This window comes from Paenibacillus sp. LPE1-1-1.1 (assembly GCF_040676435.1).
GTDB lineage: Bacteria > Bacillota > Bacilli > Paenibacillales > Paenibacillaceae > Pristimantibacillus.
On record NZ_JBEGHY010000001.1, the window covers coordinates 1,445,644 to 1,464,331 of the forward strand.

General features: G+C 48.1%; 18 protein-coding genes. 9 read left to right on the forward strand and 9 right to left on the reverse strand.

Annotated elements, in window-relative coordinates; translation table 11 throughout:
- Positions 1-225: 225 nt before the first annotated feature.
- Positions 226-1,032, reverse strand: a complete 807-nt coding sequence (locus MRBLPE1_RS06240) for an arsenite methyltransferase (protein ID WP_364142902.1) — start codon at positions 1,030-1,032, stop codon at positions 226-228.
- A gap of 142 nt (positions 1,033-1,174) precedes the next feature.
- Positions 1,175-1,624, reverse strand: coding sequence for a MarR family winged helix-turn-helix transcriptional regulator (locus MRBLPE1_RS06245; RefSeq protein WP_364142905.1), 450 nt, complete (start codon positions 1,622-1,624; stop codon positions 1,175-1,177).
- A 204-nt stretch (positions 1,625-1,828) separates the two neighbouring features.
- Between MRBLPE1_RS06245 and MRBLPE1_RS06250 the strand changes: the two genes are divergently transcribed.
- The 4 genes from MRBLPE1_RS06250 to MRBLPE1_RS06265 are packed head-to-tail and all read left to right on the forward strand — an operon-like array spanning position 1,829 to position 4,367.
- Positions 1,829-2,146 carry an ArsR/SmtB family transcription factor gene (locus tag MRBLPE1_RS06250; protein WP_364142907.1) on the forward strand — a complete coding sequence of 106 codons (318 nt, stop codon included), beginning with the start codon at positions 1,829-1,831 and terminating at the stop codon, positions 2,144-2,146.
- 13 nt (positions 2,147-2,159) lie between these two features.
- Complete coding sequence (locus MRBLPE1_RS06255) at positions 2,160-3,452, forward strand: arsenic transporter (protein ID WP_364142909.1); 1,293 nt, start codon at positions 2,160-2,162, stop codon at positions 3,450-3,452.
- 24 nt (positions 3,453-3,476) lie between these two features.
- The gene (arsC, locus tag MRBLPE1_RS06260; protein WP_364142911.1) at positions 3,477-3,899 is read left to right on the forward strand and encodes an arsenate reductase (thioredoxin); all 423 of its coding nucleotides are present in this window, start codon (positions 3,477-3,479) and stop codon (positions 3,897-3,899) included.
- Positions 3,900-3,935: 36 nt separating this feature from the next.
- A complete protein-coding gene (locus MRBLPE1_RS06265; RefSeq protein WP_364142914.1) occupies positions 3,936-4,367 on the forward strand; it encodes a protein-tyrosine phosphatase family protein in 432 nt (143 codons plus the stop codon).
- Positions 4,368-4,522: 155 nt separating this feature from the next.
- On the opposite strand, the gene MRBLPE1_RS06270 is transcribed toward MRBLPE1_RS06265, so the two are convergent.
- Positions 4,523-5,602 (reverse strand): peptidoglycan-binding domain-containing protein, encoded by a 1,080-nt coding sequence (locus MRBLPE1_RS06270; RefSeq protein WP_364142916.1) that lies wholly within the window; start codon positions 5,600-5,602, stop codon positions 4,523-4,525.
- 224 nt (positions 5,603-5,826) lie between these two features.
- Here MRBLPE1_RS06270 and MRBLPE1_RS06275 point away from each other — a divergent pair, with 224 nt between their 5' ends.
- Both MRBLPE1_RS06275 and MRBLPE1_RS06280 read left to right on the forward strand, forming a co-directional pair.
- Positions 5,827-6,513 carry a response regulator transcription factor gene (locus tag MRBLPE1_RS06275; RefSeq protein ID WP_364142918.1) on the forward strand — a complete coding sequence of 229 codons (687 nt, stop codon included), beginning with the start codon at positions 5,827-5,829 and terminating at the stop codon, positions 6,511-6,513.
- Positions 6,510-8,030: a sensor histidine kinase gene (locus tag MRBLPE1_RS06280; RefSeq protein WP_364142920.1), complete on the forward strand. Its 1,521-nt coding sequence runs from the start codon at positions 6,510-6,512 to the stop codon at positions 8,028-8,030. The genes MRBLPE1_RS06275 and MRBLPE1_RS06280 overlap by 4 nt, the downstream gene beginning before the upstream one ends.
- Positions 8,031-8,174: 144 nt before the next feature.
- Here the strand turns inward: MRBLPE1_RS06280 and MRBLPE1_RS06285 are convergent, their stop codons facing one another.
- Entirely contained in the window at positions 8,175-9,410 is a 1,236-nt protein-coding gene (locus MRBLPE1_RS06285; protein WP_364144536.1) for a purple acid phosphatase family protein, read from the reverse strand.
- 172 nt (positions 9,411-9,582) lie between these two features.
- Between MRBLPE1_RS06285 and MRBLPE1_RS06290 the strand changes: the two genes are divergently transcribed.
- The 3 genes from MRBLPE1_RS06290 to MRBLPE1_RS06300 are packed head-to-tail and all read left to right on the forward strand — an operon-like array spanning position 9,583 to position 12,709.
- Positions 9,583-10,296, forward strand: a complete 714-nt coding sequence (locus tag MRBLPE1_RS06290; RefSeq protein WP_364142923.1) for a polyphosphate polymerase domain-containing protein — start codon at positions 9,583-9,585, stop codon at positions 10,294-10,296.
- 1 nt (position 10,297) lies between these two features.
- A complete protein-coding gene (locus MRBLPE1_RS06295) occupies positions 10,298-11,014 on the forward strand; it encodes a DUF4956 domain-containing protein (protein ID WP_364142925.1) in 717 nt (238 codons plus the stop codon).
- 18 nt (positions 11,015-11,032) lie between these two features.
- Complete coding sequence (locus MRBLPE1_RS06300; protein WP_364142927.1) at positions 11,033-12,709, forward strand: CotH kinase family protein; 1,677 nt, start codon at positions 11,033-11,035, stop codon at positions 12,707-12,709.
- Positions 12,710-12,795: 86 nt separating this feature from the next.
- On the opposite strand, the gene MRBLPE1_RS06305 is transcribed toward MRBLPE1_RS06300, so the two are convergent.
- Genes MRBLPE1_RS06305 through MRBLPE1_RS06325 form a run of 5 tightly spaced genes read right to left on the reverse strand, consistent with a single transcriptional unit; the run spans position 12,796 to position 18,497 of the window.
- Entirely contained in the window at positions 12,796-14,643 is a 1,848-nt protein-coding gene (locus tag MRBLPE1_RS06305) for an oligopeptide ABC transporter substrate-binding protein (protein ID WP_364142930.1), read from the reverse strand.
- Between the two features lie 15 nt (positions 14,644-14,658).
- Positions 14,659-15,564: an ABC transporter permease gene (locus tag MRBLPE1_RS06310; protein ID WP_364142933.1), complete on the reverse strand. Its 906-nt coding sequence runs from the start codon at positions 15,562-15,564 to the stop codon at positions 14,659-14,661.
- Between the two features lie 26 nt (positions 15,565-15,590).
- A complete protein-coding gene (gene opp4B / locus MRBLPE1_RS06315) occupies positions 15,591-16,553 on the reverse strand; it encodes an oligopeptide ABC transporter permease (protein ID WP_364142936.1) in 963 nt (320 codons plus the stop codon).
- 5 nt (positions 16,554-16,558) lie between these two features.
- Positions 16,559-17,494 (reverse strand): ABC transporter ATP-binding protein, encoded by a 936-nt coding sequence (locus MRBLPE1_RS06320; RefSeq protein ID WP_364142939.1) that lies wholly within the window; start codon positions 17,492-17,494, stop codon positions 16,559-16,561.
- Positions 17,481-18,497: an ABC transporter ATP-binding protein gene (locus MRBLPE1_RS06325; protein WP_364142942.1), complete on the reverse strand. Its 1,017-nt coding sequence runs from the start codon at positions 18,495-18,497 to the stop codon at positions 17,481-17,483. Before MRBLPE1_RS06325 ends, MRBLPE1_RS06320 begins: the two co-directional genes overlap by 14 nt.
- Between the last annotated feature and the right edge of the window lie 191 nt (positions 18,498-18,688).

Here is an 18,688-nt window from a genome sequence, read left to right on the forward strand (position 1 = left end):
TCATTCATGATGCTGCATAGGCTTGCGCAGTAAACGTACAGATAACCAGCGTAGCATGGCCATAAAAAAGGCGTATGTATGTTTTTTTAGCTTGAAGCGCATTATTTTAATCATTTTGGAAATGGGACAACGACGATTACCCGCAAAATAAAAAAGGGCCTCTCCGCAAGAGGTCCCTTTCTTCCATGCTGGTAAGGCCTGATTATTTTACACTTGTACCTTAAACTATGGTTTTACCGCTTTGATCACGGCCGAAACAATGTATTGCTCAGCTTTTGATCCCGGGACCCAGTCTTTGATAAAACTCTTCGATTCATCCTTCGGTTCCACGACCACATCTGTAAATCCGCTTTGAATTAACATTGCCTTCACTTCGTCAACCGATGAAGCCCCGGAAATGCACCCGGAATACAACGCGTCCATATCATTCTTAATTTCCGCAGGAAGCTCCGCCGTCGTGACGATATCCGAAATCGCAAGGCGGCCGCCGGAACGCAGTACTCGGAAAGATTCATCGAACACCTGCTGCTTATCCGGGGATAGATTAATGACGCAGTTCGAAATAATAACATCCACCGCCTGATCCGATACAGGCAAATGTTCAATTTCCCCTAATCGGAACTCCGTGTTCGAAAAATCGCTGCTTTTGGCAGCATTCGCTCGGGCTCGGCTCACCATTTCTGGCGTCATGTCTACGCCGATCACTCTACCGGTCTCTCCTACCTGACGCGAAGCGAGGAAGCAGTCGAAGCCGCCGCCGCTGCCAAGGTCGAGTACGGCTTCCCCTGGTTGAAGTTCCGCAATCGCTTGTGGATTGCCGCAGCCAAGGCCAAGATTTGCTCCGCCTGGGACATCGCTTAATTCCTCGTTTGAATAACCGAGTTTGGCAGAAACATCACCATAATTAGCAGGCGAAACGCTGCAGCTGGAACTTGGCGCACAACAGGATTCGATTTCCGCCGGCTGCAAAGCAATTTCTTTGTAACGGGTACGGACGTTTTGACGAATTTGATCTTTACTGATTTGATTCATGAACATTCACTCCTCATCGAAATCATTTATCATTCACATCAGCAAGCTGACGGTGTTGCCCTGCACGGCATTCATTTCTTTAAATATGGAAACAATGATCTTCTATTATTATTTGCAATTTGCAAGTATTATGCAAAAGAAATCACCCGATTGGGGTGGTACAACATTGGCTAGATTTGCTCATGGCATCATTCAACAACTTGATGGAACGAATGACCGTTTCTTTTTCAAAATCATTCATGTGAGAGAAGACTTCATCCAAATAAGCGTTCATTTGCTGGTCAATCGTCGCCGCCACATACTTGCCTTCCGTCGTTAATGAAAGAACGTACACTCTGCGGTCGTCCAGATCAGGCGCTTTTTTCACCAAACCCATTTTTATTAAGGATTGGACTTGCCGACTGAACGTAGTAATATCGGTGCCCAACGCCTCAGCGACCTGCTGGATGGATGGTTTATGCTGATGGTCGATTTCGTAAAGAATATGGCTTTGGACCAAGGAAATATCGCACCCTCCAGCGGAACAGCAATTTTTGTTAAGAAATCCAAAGCGGCGTGTCATAATTTGAACTAGCTCGCGAATATTTTCCACATTCATTCACCTCATACGAGAATCATAATATATATACTTGCATACTGCAAATAATTTTCTTTTCTCTTTTTATATAAGTTTATACTCATATAACACTTTACTTATATAATCAGCTATGTATAATATACTTTGGAAGACGTGATCCTATGTAAAGTCAACAAGCGGAATCTTTTTCACAATACATAGCTTTGAAGGAGTGATTGCATGGTTCAATCAATAGACGCTCTGGCTGAGACATTGAAGCTTTTGTCTGACAAGACTCGCCTTACGATACTTGCCCTGCTAAAGGAGCAAGAAATGTGCGTGTGCGATATCGTATCGATTCTTGAAACAACGCAGCCTAATGTAAGCCAACATTTGAGGAAGCTGAAAGTCGGCGGTCTGGTTAATGAGACGAGACGAGCACAATGGATTTATTATTCTCTAAGCGTTGACGATAAACCTTATCTGCATGGCATCTTAGATGTACTGCCTTCAATGAAGGAACAGTTAAAAAAATCGAGTCCCGACTGCTGCATTTAATTTAGGAGGAATTATGTTAGTTATCGCATCCCTTATCTTTTTTATTACACTGTTATTCGTCATTTGGCAGCCAAAAGGCTTGAATATCGGCTATTCTGCCGTTGGCGGCGCTTTACTTGCCCTGGTGTTTGGCGTTGTTGATTTTAACGACGTGTGGGACGTAACCGGTATTGTCTGGAACGCGACTTTAGCATTTGTCGCTGTTATCCTTATTTCTCTTATCTTGGACGAGATTGGTTTTTTCGAATGGTCGGCACTGCATATGGCCCGTTTTGCCAAAGGCAATGGTTTCCTTATGTTTTCCTATGTCGTAATGCTTGGCGCAGCCGTCGCCGCCTTTTTTGCCAATGACGGCGCTGCGCTCATACTCACGCCAATAGTCCTTGCCATGGTTAGAGCTTTAAAATTCGACGACCGCATGATTCTGCCTTTTATTATGGCAAGCGGATTTATTTCGGATACGGCTTCCTTGCCGCTCGTGGTCAGTAATTTGGTCAATATTGTTTCCTCTGACTTCTTTGGCATTGGATTTGCCGAATACGCGAGCCGGATGATGTTTCCAAACCTCTTCGCAGTCGGTGCGAGCTTGCTGGTTTTATTCCTATTTTTCAGGAAAAGCATCCCCAAGAGCTATGATCTTAACCAGCTGAAAAAGCCTCGTGAAGCAATAAAAGATATGCGTATGTTTAAGCTGTCATGGGTTGTGCTATCCGTTTTATTGATTGCATACCTCGTAAGCGAGTTTATCCATATTCCCGTATCGATTGTTGCAGGCGCAGCAGCCATCGTATTTATTATTGCTGCACGGAAAAGCCCGGCTATTCATACAGGAGCCGTCATCAAGGGCGCACCTTGGTCGGTTGTCGTATTTTCAATCGGGATGTATGTCGTCGTTTACGGATTACGGAATGTCGGCCTCACGGATCAGCTTGGCAAAGTGTTTCAATGGACAGCGGATCAAGGCTTATTTATGGCTGCGGTCGGCACTGGCTTCATTGCTGCTATCCTCTCTTCGATAATGAACAACATGCCTACCGTAATGATTGATGCTTTGGCTATTCAAAACACAAATACAAATGGCGTGTTACGGGAGGCTCTTATCTATGCGAATGTCATCGGTTCTGATCTAGGGCCCAAAATCACGCCTATTGGATCGTTAGCCACCCTGCTATGGCTGCATGTACTGTCCAAAAAAGGCGTGAAGATAACATGGGGCTATTACTTTAAGATCGGAATCGTACTAACGCTTCCCGTTCTGTTTATTACATTAGCAGGCCTTTACTTATGGCTCAGCATCATCCACTAAATGATTTCAAAGGAGATAGGAAAAATGGAAAAGAAACTGGTTTATTTTTTATGTACGGGTAACTCTTGCCGGAGCCAAATGGCGGACGGCTTTCTCCGTGCCCTTGGCAGCGAACAATACGAAGTGAAAAGCGCAGGCCTCGAAGCTCACGGTTTGAATCCCAGAGCCGTTCAAGTGATGCATGAAGCAGGTGTTGATATTAGCCAAAATTCTTCTAATGTGATCGATCCGGAAATCTTGAACCGCGCTCATTTTGTAATCACGCTTTGCGGTCACGCTGACGAACACTGCCCTGTTATTTCCAATCCGAATGTGGTGAAATGGCATTGGGGCTTCGAAGATCCGGCGAAAGCAACCGGCACCGAAGATGAAATCATGGATCAGTTCCGTAACGTTCGCAACGCCATTAAGGCTCGAATCGAGAAGTTTGTGAAAGAAGGACAATAACAAGTTACGCATATTAATTCTGAGGAGAGTTCTACTATGAATAAAGCTTATCATGAACTAATCCCTGGCCGTATATATATGGGCGGTGCCCAAGACGTTCAAACCATGGTGGATAATGAAGGGGTTGAAGTCGTCGTCGATTTGCGCGAAGAATCAGAACAGTGCGCTGCGGTTGGCGAAGATTTGAAATGGATCAAGGTACCGCTCGGAGATGAGGCTAACGTTCCGCAAGAAGAATTACTTCACTCCGCCATCAAGGCAGTAGCAGCGTCCTACAAAGAAGGTAAAAAGGTTGCGTTTCATTGCGGAGGCGGCAAGGGCCGTACGGGAATGGTTGCTTACGGGACTCTACTCGAGCTAGGCTTAGCCCAATCCATTGAAGATGCTGAGCGTCAGGCCCAAAGTATCCGCTCGATTTTGAATATTAAACCTGCCCAAAGAAAATCTTTAGAAGCTATTTATTCATAATAATAAGGAACGTTTGCATGTCAGATTGCCGGTGAACGTTCCTTTTTTAATAAAGTTTTCCACCTAAACGAATGGTCATTTATTCATCTAATCGGAATCAAAAAGAAAGAGGGAGCCGGATAATAATCCGCTCCCCTTTTTATCGCATGATAAATCTACTGTTGGCTGCCGTTCGGTGCTTGATTCTCGGATTGATTGCCACCCTTACCAGGGTTGCCCGAGTTACCGCCATTCGGTGCTTGATTCTCTGATTGCCCGCCGCCTAGATTTCCATTGCCGCCTTCGCCGCCGCCAATTCCGCCTGACTTACCTTGGTTGCCGCCTTGGCCGCCGCCGATTCCGCCAGATTTACCTTGGTTCTCGCCTTTACCGCCGCCGATTCCGCCAGATTTGCCTTGGTTCTCGCCTTGGCCACCGCCAATGCCGCCAGCTCCGCCTCCTGCGCCACCGCCAGCTCCGCCTCCTGCGCCACCACCAGCTCCGCCGCCTGCGCCACCGCCAGTTCCGCCACCTGCGCCACCGCCAGCTCCGCCTCCTGCGCCACCGCCAGCTCCGCCGCCTGCGCCTTCACCAGCACCACCGCCAGTTCCGCCTCCTGCGCCACCGCCAGTTCCACCGCCTGCGCCACCACCAGCTCCGCCTCCTGCGCCACCGCCAGCTCCGCCTCCTGCGCCTTCACCAGCACCACCGCCAGTTCCGCCTCCTGCGCCACCGCCAGTTCCACCGCCTGCGCCACCGCCAGCTCCGCCTCCTGCGCCACCGCCAGCTCCGCCTCCTGCGCCACCGCCAGCTCCGCCTCCTGCGCCACCGCCAGCTCCGCCTCCTGCGCCGCCGTTTCCGATCGCTTTCGCTTTTCCTTTCCATTTCGCTTTACTTTTTGCCTTCATCGATGTTTTCATTTCTGTATACGAATAGGTAATCGATTTAAGTGTTTTTATATCCACGGCGCCTGTTGCCTTAAGCCCATGCTTTTTCTGAAAATATTTAACGCCGCGCACGGTCGAGGCTCCATAGTAACCATCAATCGGTCCCGAATAGCTTCCTATCGATTTCAACATGCCTTGAATGACATACACATCCGGTCCCTTGGCATGCTTTCCAATCGCATGGCCTGTGTAAGGCATGCTGACCATCAACGCAATCGACAATAATGCCGCAACTATGTACCTTGCTGCAAGCCTTCCGATCTTATTGCCGGTTTCACTTGATGCTAATCCCTTTTTGTTTTGTTGCATGCAAAATACACCATCCTTTTCTTTTCTTTTCTTTTCTTTTCTTTTATCAAACACCACTTTAATATCCCCAATTTTTTGTTTTCATTCCTTTTACATCCACATGATTATAAACCCTATTTTTTCCAACTATCGACTTAAAGTTTGCTGAATTTGCAGGTAAACAGGTGCATCTTTTCTTCAAAAAGCCGATAATAGATGGGTATCTAAGTGAAAGGGGATTACACATGACGTCCTTCAAAGGAATTAAAATATTGCTCGTGGATGACGAGCCGAATATCGTACAGTTTTTGGAGCTGGGTCTTATCAATGAAGGCTTTGACATTCGCGTCGCCTATGACGGAGAGTCCGCGCTGCAGGAAGCGAGCGTTTTTCAGCCCCATGTCGTTATTTTGGATGTTATGATGCCAGGCATGAACGGTTTTGAGGTATGCGCGGCGCTTCGGGCAACCGGAGATAACATCGCGGTTATTATGCTTACGGCCAAGGATGAAGTCGAGGATCGCGTGAAAGGATTAACGCTCGGGGCAGATGATTATTTGGTTAAGCCCTTTAGCTTCAGCGAACTGCTCGCGCGCATCGGGGCGAGGCTCCGCAATCAATTTCCCAATCTCCTGGGCGAGGTCGTTTATGGACCGTTCCGCCTGGATGACCGTCGCAAAGAGCTCATCTATATGGAACAGATTCTTGAGCTGTCGCCAACGGAATACGAGCTGCTTCGGTTTATTATTTTGAATAACGGGGTCGTGCTTAGCAAATCCCTCATCTTAGACAAGGTCTGGGGGTATCAATTTGGAGGAGAAGAGAACATCGTTGAGGTGTACATCCGTTCCTTGCGGGATAAATTGAACGACAAGGAGCATCGGCTTATCCGTACGCTGCGAGGCGCCGGTTATCGGATGGATCTGCCATGAGCCGCCGAACTCCGCATGCCGTCGCGAGGTTTTTTGCCCCTCGCTCGCTCAAATACCAGCTCTTATCCCGATCTTTGCTTATTTTAGCCGCACTGCTTTTGTTGATCGGCGTTCTTCAGTACATTATTATGAAGGACTTCATCATTAAAAATAAAGCCGATTCGTTAAATACCCAAATCATGGCCATGCCGATGGATTGGTTCACGAAAGGCGAAATGGATACCGGCCATCCTGAGCCAGATAATAAGGATAGCGATGAAGTCATAGCGGATCGCCCCCAAAGAGAGCGGCGGGACTCGCCACTGTTTTACCAGCCTGGCTTGTCGATCGTCTTCATTGATTCAGACGGTTCGGTCACCGATGTCTCCAAGGATACCGGGGCGAGCGCCCCGCTCCTGTCAGCGGAGGAATACGCCCAAATTTCGAACCAGCTCCAAGAACGCCAGCAGATTAATTACAAAATTTTAGACAATGCCGAAGGAATCGAGCAGCTTGTCGTCTTCCGGAATGCCGGACCTCCAAACAAAGCTGCGGGGATTATACAAGTAAGCACGGAAACCGATTCGCTAAAACAGCTGCTTATGACCCAGCTTGCTATCTTCACAGGGCTTTCCGTTCTAGCGCTTGCGGCTGGGCTCGCACTTTATTTACCGCTGCTTCGACGTACGTTAAATCCGTTATCCCGCGTCGTGCTTGCCGCGCAGCAAACCGATGCCGGCAGCCTGACCAAACGCTTACCGGCAAGCCAAGGGCAGGAAGAAATCGATCGCTTGTCAGATGCATTTAACGGAATGCTTGAGCGGTTGGATGCCTCCTTCGAAACCGAGAGGAAAACCACCGAAAAAATGCGCCGGTTCGTTGCCGATGCTTCGCATGAGCTGAGAACGCCACTGACTTCGATCCATGGGTTTCTTGAAGTGCTGCTGCGCGGGGCTGCCGCCAATCCTGATCAGCTCCATCGCGCGCTGAACAGCATGCAGCTGGAATCCAAACGCATCAACAGGCTCGTGGAGGATTTGCTCGCGCTTGCGAAACTTGATCAAGCCCCGCAACTCCAGTTGTCAACGGCCAGGCTCGATGAGATGCTATTAGAAATGGAACCGCAATTGCAGCTGCTTGCCGGAAACCGCAAATTAGAATTTGAAATTGCCTCCGCCATAAGCGGCCAATTTCATTCCGATCAGATCAAGCAGGTGCTTTTAAACTTATTTCTTAACGCGGTTCAACATACCGATGCAGAAGCCGGCGCAATTAAATTAAAGCTTGAACGCCGGGAAAATCAGGCGATCATCAGCATCACGGACAATGGAACCGGTATTGCAGCCGCCCATTTGCCCCATTTGTTTGAGCGCTTCTATCGCAGCGAATCGTCACGAACGCGGAAAAACGGTGGAGCCGGCTTAGGCCTTGCCATAACCAAATCGATCGTGGATGCCCATGGCGGAACCATTGAGGTAATCAGCAAGCCCGGCGAGGGTACGGCTTTCCGGATTTCACTTCCGCTTCACCCGCAATAATATTCACTTCTTCTAAGCACAAGGGCAGCCCTGCAAATGCTGGGCTGCCCTTGTTGTCATTTTCGTCCCCAAAAACAAAGAAATTTCTTAATACGCCCTCTTATAAGTGTTAAGAGCTGCATGATGCTGCCCCTAGGCGTGATTTTAGTGCTCCAGCACGAACTCATCCCGCTTCTTGCCATCCACATCATAAGCCTGATAAGTCAGCGTTTTTCCATTGATCACGATGCCCGCGAACATTTGCTTCTCGTTCTGAAAATGCACCTTATGGTAAAATTTATCTTCTTTCTTCTCATTAAACTTTTGCCCTGCCGTATTCGTCACCACATAAACCGTACCTTCGCGGTTTTGCACGGCCGCTTCGCCGTCTCTGACGATTTTCCCGTTACGCAGCGGATAGGATCTCGAATACTCATGGTTATGCCCTTGCAGCACCAAATCCACCTCGAACTCATCGAAAAGCTCCGTCCAGTCTTTCACCTTCTTATAGGTATTACCGCCGTATGGGCCTTGATGCATTGCGACGATTTTCCAAGTCTTATCCGTATTCTCAAGATCGCTGCGCAGCCACTCCGTTTGCTCCTTAATGTTCGATTCCGAATTAAGAAAAACAAAGTGTACGGGACCGTAATCATAGGAGTAGTTTGTTCCCGGAATCGAGCCCTCCGCGCCATTGTTCGGCAGGTTGAAATGAGAAACGAACGGCTCCGCATTGCCGTCAACCTCATCATGATTGCCCGTAACCGGCATAAACGGAACCTTCGTTACCCACTTGCTTGCTTTTTCAAATAAATAAGACCATGCTTGTTCATCTGACGGCTCCTCCGTCAAATCGCCGTTATGAACGATGAACGCAGCTTCGGGAAAGGCCGCAAAGGCTTTATCCAGCGTATTTCCCCAAAGCGAGAAATCCTGCTCCGTGACGCCCTGCGAATCCGTTACGTTAATGAAAGTTACGTTTTCCAAGTCAGCTTCCTCTGTCTGAAATACAGCGGCATCGCTCCAGCTCTTCTCTTCCCCGCTCCCTACTCTATAGGAATAGGTCGTTCCCGGTTCAAGCCCGGTAGCTTCTGCTTTATGAACGGCTTGTTCCAAACTCGCGTCTTCGGCAATAACCGGTGCCGTCATGCCTTTAAAGGTCAAGACCTGTTCACTTTCCCAATCATTCGCTGCATCGCCTTTCACGACTTGCACGATCGCGTCAGCCTCCGAATTCGAGCTATACCAAGTAAAAGCACGGCTTGTCATCGGATCCCCCTTAAACGTGGTCACAACCGCTGTCGGTTTTTTTGCATGATCCGTCCGAAGCCACTCCATTCCTACTGCGCCTACGATTAACAGTACGCAGCAAGCCAGCACGATTAGCACGTCTTTACGCATTTTCAAACTATCCACTCCTATATCTCTCTTATTCTTCATTATATCTTAACAATAAACCTGCATTTCGCGCATTCAGCAATCTTTCAGCCGACATTAAGTTAAGAATAAGTAAAGGCCAGTAGAATTGCATTTGTAAGCAATCAGGGGCGCTGAACATGTAAAGAGGTGTGAAATGAACAAAGATTTAAACTATCGCAACGAATTGAAATTTTTCATTAATTATCATCAATACTTTATTATCCGCCAGAGGCTGAAGGATTTGATGGACCCCGACAAGCATGTCGGTCCGACCGGCGAATACCATATCCGAAGCTTGTACTTTGACGATATCAACAACAAAGCCCTGCATGAGAAGCTGGGTGGCGTCCGGGACCGGGAGAAGTACCGCATCCGGATCTATAACGGCCAAGACCATGTCATTCATTTCGAGAAAAAAATCAAGTTCAAAGACTATATCGCCAAGGTGAAGGAGCCGCTTACTAGAGAGATGTACGACAGGCTCATGGCCGGTGACCATGATGTGCTGAAAGAGCCGGACAAGCCGCTTTTGAACGAAATCCATAATGAAATGAAGCATCACTTACTGAGGCCGAAGGTTATCGTTGATTACGTCCGCGAGCCTTATGTCTGCTACAACGGCAATGTACGGATCACCTTTGACAAGGAGCTGCGAACCGGCCTGCATGCCGTCGATATTTTTGATAAAAGCCTGGAGCCTATCCGTGCCCTCGACAATGATCTTATCATTCTAGAGGTAAAATACGATGCTTATATTCCTGCTTATATCAAAATAGCTTTGCAGCTCGAAGGCCTTAACCGGCAATCCGCTTCAAAATATGTGATCTGCCGAAAACATCTGAAATTCAACACTTGGGAGGATTATTAAAATGGAAACCGCAACAACTGCTGCCGCAACAACGGATACAGCCACAAGCTTTGCCGACGTTATTAAAAAATCAGTGATCGAAAACTTTTCTTCCGACATCAGCCTGTCCAAAATATTGATTACGCTTGGTGTCGCTTTCCTGCTTGGCTTCTTCATATTCCTGCTGTACAAAAGAATTTTCAGCGGCGTGCTTTACTCGAAGAGCTTTAATGTGTCGCTAATCGGCATGACCATGATTACGTCCGTCGTCATTATTGCGATTAATTCCAACCTCGTGCTCTCGCTCGGGATGGTCGGCGCGCTGTCCATCGTTCGTTTCAGAACGCCGATCAAGGATCCAACCGATCTTATCTTCTTGTTCTGGGCTGCGGTAGCAGGTATTGTAACAGGCGCAGGCTTCTTTACGCTAGCGGTCATCGGTTCTGTCGTTGTTGGTCTCATTCTGTTCTTCTTCGTCAAAGGCGGATCCGTCGAATCGCCATACCTGCTCGTCGTAAACTGTGACAGCGATGCTACGGAACAGCTCGTGCATGAGCAAATCGGTTCACTTGTGAAACGTTACAACGTCAAACAAAAATCAGTGACGCAGGGCAATATCGAAATGACGCTTGAGGTTCGTCTTCGCGACGAAACCGGCCGCTTTATTAACCAATTAACGGAGCTTTCAGGCGTACGTAACGCCGTACTCATCAGTTACAGCGGTGATTATGTTTCATAATATTTTGGAGGTGCTCCAATGAAAGCAAAGGCTCAATTCTTCTTATTGGGCTTTTGCTCTATTCTCCTGGTTATCGGTTTGACCGGATGTTCCTTTGGCGGGACATCCTTCAACCTCTCGGGCGCGAGCACGAACGCGAGCGAAAATGAGCAATCAGCAGATGAGCAAAAGCTTGATGAGACTGTTTTTCCGAAGGATAAAGTAGTAGATGTCAAAATCACGATCGATGAAACGGAATTTCAAAGCATGCTGGACAATGCCAGCGCCGAGGAATATAAAGAAGCGACTGTCGAATACAACGGTCAAAAGCTTGAAAACGTCGGCATACGCACCAAAGGAAATCTCAGCTTGAACAGCGTAGTCAGGATGACCGATTCCGACCGGTACAGCTTTAAAATTTCCTTTGACGAGTACGTCAACCAGACTCTTCAGGGAATAAGCAAAATCAACTTAAACAACAACTATAGCGATGCCTCTTATATGCGTGAATTTTTGTCGTATGAGCTGGCTGAGCAAATGGGGCTGCCGACGCCTAAATATTCCTATGTGAATGTTTACGTCAACGGCGAGCTTTGGGGCTTTTATTTGGCGGTGGAGCAAATTGGTGACGCCTACCTTGAACGCAACTTCGGCAATGCCTACGGCGCGCTTTACAAAGCAAACGGCGGAAGCGGCAGCGAGCTGAACTGGCTCGAGACCATCGATGCCTATACCGGGCTTGATTTGAAGTCGGAGAAATCCAACGGGGATATTTTGCTGGATATGCTCGATCAGCTTAACAACGGCACAAATTACGAAAGCGTATTGGACGTAGACGAGGCCTTAAAATTCATCGCACTGAATGCGGTAGCCGGAAACTTTGACAGCTATTTGTCCGAGAAAAAGCATAACTATTACCTTTATGAGGATGACGGGTTATTCAATATTTTGCCTTGGGATTATAATATGTCCTTCGGCGGCTTCGGCGGCTCCGCCGTCCTGATTGATGAGCCTACTACTGGAACGGTAGCGGATCGCCCGCTCGTAGATAAGCTGCTGAAGGTTGAAGCTTACAAGGAAAAATATCATGAAATCATACAAAGCATGCTGAATGGCTATTTAGCAGAGGAGACCTTCCAAGCAAGAATCGCTGAGATTAAAGCGATGATATCCAGCTATGTCGAGGCCGACCCTTCCTCCTTTTACACGTATGAGCAATACGAGCAGGGCATCACCCAGGTCATCTCCTTTAATAAGACGCAAACTAGCTCTGTCGCTCAACAGCTTGCCGGCACGATTCCTTCTTCCGGAGACGGATCGGGCAGCGGAAACAGCGGCATGGGCGGCGGCTTTGGCGGCCAAGGTCAACGGCCAAATTTACAACAGAACGGAGCACAGCCCAATGCAGCCGGCGCCGATGCGGAAGCACCTGCCTTTGCGCCAGGCGCCGATGGACAAGCTCCACCCGGAGGCGAAGGCATGGCTCCGGGTGGCGGTATGATGCCTGACCAGCAAGGCGGCATGCAAGGCGGCTTTGGCGGCCAGCGGCCTGATGGGCTAGGAGGCATGGGCGGCGGCTTCGGCGGTCCAGGCACGCAGCAGACCCTGGCACAGGCTGAAGGCAGTCCAAAGGAAGCGGCAGCAACGGGCATCGCGCTGATCCTCCTGCTTCTCTCCTGTGCAATCATTGTCTTTTACAAACGTAAACGGCTATAGCTACTACTCAACCATTCAAAAAGATCGCAGCTTTTTGCCCCCGGGCAATCGGCTTGCGATCTTTTTGGTTAACTTACTATTGCTTATTACTTCACTACAACTGGTTTATCCTGCGATACGGCAATCTGATAAGGATACAAATTCGTACCATCGCCAATGGCATAATTGAGTATCCGTTTGTTAACCGGAACGATCACGGCGCGGTACAAGGTTGGGAATACCGGAACATCTTCTACCATGAGCTGCTGCCATTCCTTGTAAATGCCTTGACGAACCTTCACATCAAAGGCTTCTGCTGATACGCCTGCTTTAAGCAGACGATCCTGTTCTTCGCTCGCATACCGCGAGAAATTATAGATGGCGTCCCGTCCATACAAGCCTGCAGGGTCAACGTCTATGCCTACGCCCCATGCGCCTTGGTAAACATCCACCTTAGGATCATCCTCGCCGTTAGAGCCGACACGGTCATAGAAAGTATTGAATTCAAGCATTTCCAGCTGAACGTTTAATCCGATCGCCTGCCAGGACTGAACGTAGTATTGGGCAAGCGGCTGAGCAATATCCCCGCCGGTCATGGAAATAAAGTTAATGACTAATTCGCTTCCGTCCGGATTGGTACGGTATTTTCCGTCCAGCTTATATCCGGCGTCATCCAAAATCTTCTTCGCTAATTCCGGATCATAGGCAAGCCCCGGATTCGTGGCATCATGGTATTCCGGATGGGACGGCGGGATCAGTGTCGTCGCGTTCCAGCGCAACCCGTGATAGAATTTTTTGCCGACCTGATCATTATCGACTGCATGCGCCATCGCTTTCCGTAAATTCACATCGCCCATTTTAGCTTTTGCATCAGGAGCTACCTTTTTAGCCGTCGCATCCCATTTCCCTAGTTTAAAGCCGATATACGTATAGGCACGGTCAATTGCGCCCAGGTATTCAACGTTCGCCATCTCCGCGTTATCCGGGTATTGGTCAACCGGGAATGAATCTACAAGATCGACCCCTCCGCTTTCGAGCTGCTGAACGATGGTCGTTGGGTTAATAACCTTCAGAATAACCTCATCCAAGGCAGGCTCTCCCCGCCAGTAATCCGGATTTTTCTCATAGACGACCGACTCGCCGGGAACGATGCTTTTCACTTTAAAAGGCCCGAAGCCGATCGGCTTCTCGCGCACCTCCGGCGAAGAAGACATTTTCGCAACATCCATATTGCCGAAAATATGCTTTGCTAACGGATAAGACCACACGCCGCCGGTCAACAAGGACGGCGTTGATTCAATGTAGGTAATTTTTAGCTTTTTATCGCTAAGCACCTCAATGCCTGAGATGGTTTTCGCTTTACCTTCATGATATTCGTTCATCCCTACGATATTGGTAAAATTGGAGTCATAACGAGGCCCGTCATATTTCGGATTTCCGATGACTTCATGGGCAAACAGCCAGTCCTCGGCAGTTACCGGCTTGCCATCCTGCCAGTTGACATTATCACGGATCGTGAACGTAAACGTTTTGCCGTCTTCCGACACCTCATACGTTGCAGCGCCGTCATTCGTATACACGTAGTTTTTATCCCATGTCAGCAGCCCTTCATCAAACCAGGCCAGCACCTGAGAATCCGGGTCGCCGGAATAAAAGTTGAAGTTCAGCGTTCCTTCGAATGGCGTATCCGATACAAGACCGAAGGTGATGGAGCCGCCTTTTATCGCTTCGCCCTCATTTTTCTTCACATTGCTGAAATCATCAATGGAATAGAGGCCATCTTCTACGGCAGGCTTCTCGCTCTCGGTCGGAGCCGGCTTATCCCCTCCGTCGGTCGGTGACGGATTGCCCGCTTCGTTCCCATTGCCGGATGTACAAGCCGCAAGAAAGACGAGAAGCGCCAGCATGAACGGTAAGATTAATGACCTTGAAAAAACAGATTTCTTCTTCACCATCGTTTTCCTCCTTTATTATCCTTTTCTTTGTCTTGCATCCGTCGCACGCTTTAACGCTTGACCGACATTGTTTATACTCAACATCAATACCAAAATCAGTAACGATGCAGGTAACCAAATCCACCATCTAGACTCCAGCGTTTGCGGATCCCTAGCGTAGCTGACTAATGTGCCCAGGCTGGGCGTGCTCTCCGGAAAGCCGAATCCCAGAAAGGAAAGACCGGATTCCAAACCGATATTTGCCGCTAAATTTAAGGTCATCGTGACAATAATAATAGAGCTTAAATTCGGCAGCACTTGCGACAGCATAATTTTCAGGTGGGACGAACCTACTGTCTTCGATGCTTGAACATAATCCAGCTCCTTCTCCTGCAGCGCTTTGGAGCGGATCAGCCTTGCGATCCCCATCCATAGAAAGGCCGTCATAATAAGCGAGAAGGATACGATGCTATACTTGGGCACCGCCGTGACAAATGCGATCACGATCATTAAAGTCGGCAATATCATAAAGAAATCGACAAATCGCATAAAGACATTATCCACCGTCCCCCCGAAATAACCGGAGATGAGTCCTACTACAACGCCAATTATCCCTGTAAGGAAAGTAACGATAATACCGATAGACAAAGAATTGCGGGTTCCGATAATTAATTGTCCAAAAACATCGCGTCCGCCATAATCGGTGCCAAGCCAGTATTTCGAAGAAGGCGGCTGCTTCAGCTCGAATAAATCTATCGTTACGATTTGTTCCTGGTCCAGCACAAGGGATATGCCATACACGGATAGGATGACTAAACCCAGAAAAACCAACGATAGCAAGGCGACCTTGTCCCGTACGATTTCACGCCAGATAATGCTCCAGCTTGAAGGACTTTTGTCCAGCTGCGTATGCGCACCTATGGGGGCGGTTGTCTTCCTCATTTCATTCACCTCAAAATCTCGGAATCTTATTTAATTCGAATACGAGGATCAACGATGCTTAAAATCATGTCGGAAATTAACGCTCCGAGAATGGACGCCACTCCATATAAGAGAACCAAAGCCGTAACGACGCTGAAATCCCGCAGTGAAATCGAGCTCAAGAACAGCTCGCCCATTCCCGGATAACTGAAGATACTCTCAATGAACACCGTACCGCCGATAAGCCCCGTAATTTCATAGCCAAAGAACGCAGCAATCGGCAATAATGAATTCCGTAAAATATGGCGATGATACACGCGGGATTCAGAGGCGCCCTTTGCTCTTGCCGTTATGATGAAGTCCTTCTGCTTCGTGTCGATAATCTCGCTCCGCAGCAGTTGCACGGTTGTTACCGTTGTAATTAATGCCATGGATAATGCAGGCAGCAGCAAATGATAAAATTTGCTTATGACGTAATGCAGAGTACCGCTTTCCACTCCCGGAGCGATGCTTCCGCCTGTCGGAAACCAGCCAAAATGAAAGCCGAACACCCATAACATCAATAAAGCAAAAATAAACAACGGAGCCGCAAAGCCCAAGTACGTATAACCCGTTATCAATCGATCCGCCCACGTGTCATGATAGCGCCCGCTCGTAATGCCAAGCGGTATCGCGATGAGGTAGGTAAGGATTAATGTCGCTAAGGACAGCCAAACCGTATTCATCATCCGCTGTCCGATCAGGTCGGACACCGGCATTTTAAAGCGGAACGATTGACCGAAATCGCCTTGAACGGCCTTCGTGATCCAATCCCAATACTGCACATACCAAGGATTATTAAGCCCCAGCTTCTCGCGCTGGGCATCCAGCGCAGCCGGATCGATGCTCGGATCGAGCAGCCCGGTCAGCGCATCGCCCGGCATTGCCTTTGCCATCAGAAAAACAAGAATGCTTAATAATATAATTTGAGGCACCATTATGATCATTCTTCGGGCAACTGTCCTCCACATCGTCCTCAACCTCTCTCAGGCAAAGCCACGAAATGTGTCTCTGATATTGGTTTCAATGGATAAGCCAAGCCATCCTCGTCAAAGTATTTCGCATAGGCTTGTTCATATTCCGCCTTCACCGCTTCCCGGAAGCTATACTTTTCCTCGCGTTTTGCCGGATCAATATCAGGTATGGCCGATAAAAGACGTTTCGTATAAATATGCTGGGGGTTATCGAAAATATCCGCTGTCGTCCCCTGCTCCACGTAACGGCCTTTATACATAATTCCAATCTGATCACACATATGCCGAATGATGCCGAGATCATGACTGATCAATAAATAAGTAAGGTTTAATTCCTTTTGGATGTCCTGCATAAAGTTCAGGACCTGGGCTTGTACGGACACGTCAAGCGCTGACACCGGTTCATCGGCGATAATCAGCTTAGGCTTTAGCGCAATTGCTCTTGCAATGCCGATCCGCTGCCGTTGGCCTCCCGAAAATTCATGCGGGTATTTATAAATCGATTCCGGGCTTAAGCCAACCTTCTCCAACAGCTGCTGCACATGGCGCTTCTCTTCGCTTGCGGACAGCTTCTCGAAATTCCGCAACGGCTCAGAGATAATATCCAATACTCGTTTCTTCGGGTTTAATGAGGAATAGGGGTCTTGAAATATCATTTGAATGTCTCTGCGGAATGCGGGATGTCTCTGCAAACCGCCTGCAGCAAGCTTTTCGCCCTCAAATAGAATGCTGCCCGATGTAATCGTGTTTAAGCCGATGATCGCCCGTCCTGCCGTGGTCTTGCCGGATCCCGATTCGCCTACAAGTCCATAAGTCTGTCCTTGCTCCATGGAGAAATGAATACCGTCTACCGCCTTGACCGGCTGGCTCTTTCTGCTAAAGATGCCGCCGCGGTTTGGAAAATGCACCTTCAGATCGCTAACCTCAAGAAATGACATGATGAGAATCCTCCTCCTTTGGATCAAAGAAGCGGAAATGCTTGTAACAGCTGCATCTCACAAAGTGCCCTGGCGAGATCTCATGCATAACCGGCTCTGCTTCATGCGCGGATTCATCGATCCAGGGAATCCGCGACCTAAAGCGGCAGCCCTGACGGGGAAGATTTTGCAGAGACGGTACGATTCCTTGAATCACATGGAGCCTCGACTTCGCTTCATTTGCAGTCGGAATGGATTGCAGTAAGGATCTTGTATAGGGATGCCTTGCATTCGAAATAAGCGTATAAATATCGGCGATCTCAACGATTTGGCCGGCATACATCACCGCCACGCGGTCTGCCATTTCGGCTACGACGCCCAGGTCATGCGTAATCAAGACGATTCCTGCCTTGCTTTGCTCCTTCAGCTTCCTAAGCAATTCAAGAATTTGCAGCTGTATCGTTACATCGAGCGCCGTAGTCGGTTCATCTGCGATTAGCAGCTTGGGCTCATTGGCGATCGCAATTGCAATAACGACCCGTTGTCTCATTCCGCCTGATAATTCATGGGGGTATCGCCCATAGGTATGATCGGGACGAGGTATCCCTACTTTCGCTAACAACTCGATCGCCTTATTGGTCCTCTCCTTCTTCGAAAGCTTAGGCTTATGAAGGAGAATGGCCTCTTCAATTTGAGAGCCGATTAACATCAACGGATTTAATGCCGACAAGGGATCTTGAAAAATCATTCCTAAATCGTTTCCTCTTAGCTTATTGAGCCTCGAAGGAGAAAGATGGGCAATATCCTGACCGTTAAAATAAATATTCCCCTCTATTTTCGCTCTCGTATGCAGGCCCATAATCGAATAGGCCAGCGCACTCTTGCCTGATCCGGACTCTCCGACAATGGCAAGCACCTCATTTTCCCTCAGCGTTAGCGTTACATCATCCACTGCCGCATAATAATGGTCCGCGATACGAAAAGAGGTCGTTAAATGCTCGATTTTCAGCAGCTCTTCATTCAAAGGAATCCCCCTAACCGTCATACTAAAGTCTTAATTATCATAATATTCAGACAATTTTAGACATAAATAAACTATGACTTTTGAACGAAAAAATAAAGCAATACGACTAAAGTAATACTATTTTCCATATTTATTTTCTTAATTTTGGTTAACAATCCTTATTTTCTCCATATACTAATGTTAATTTTGTG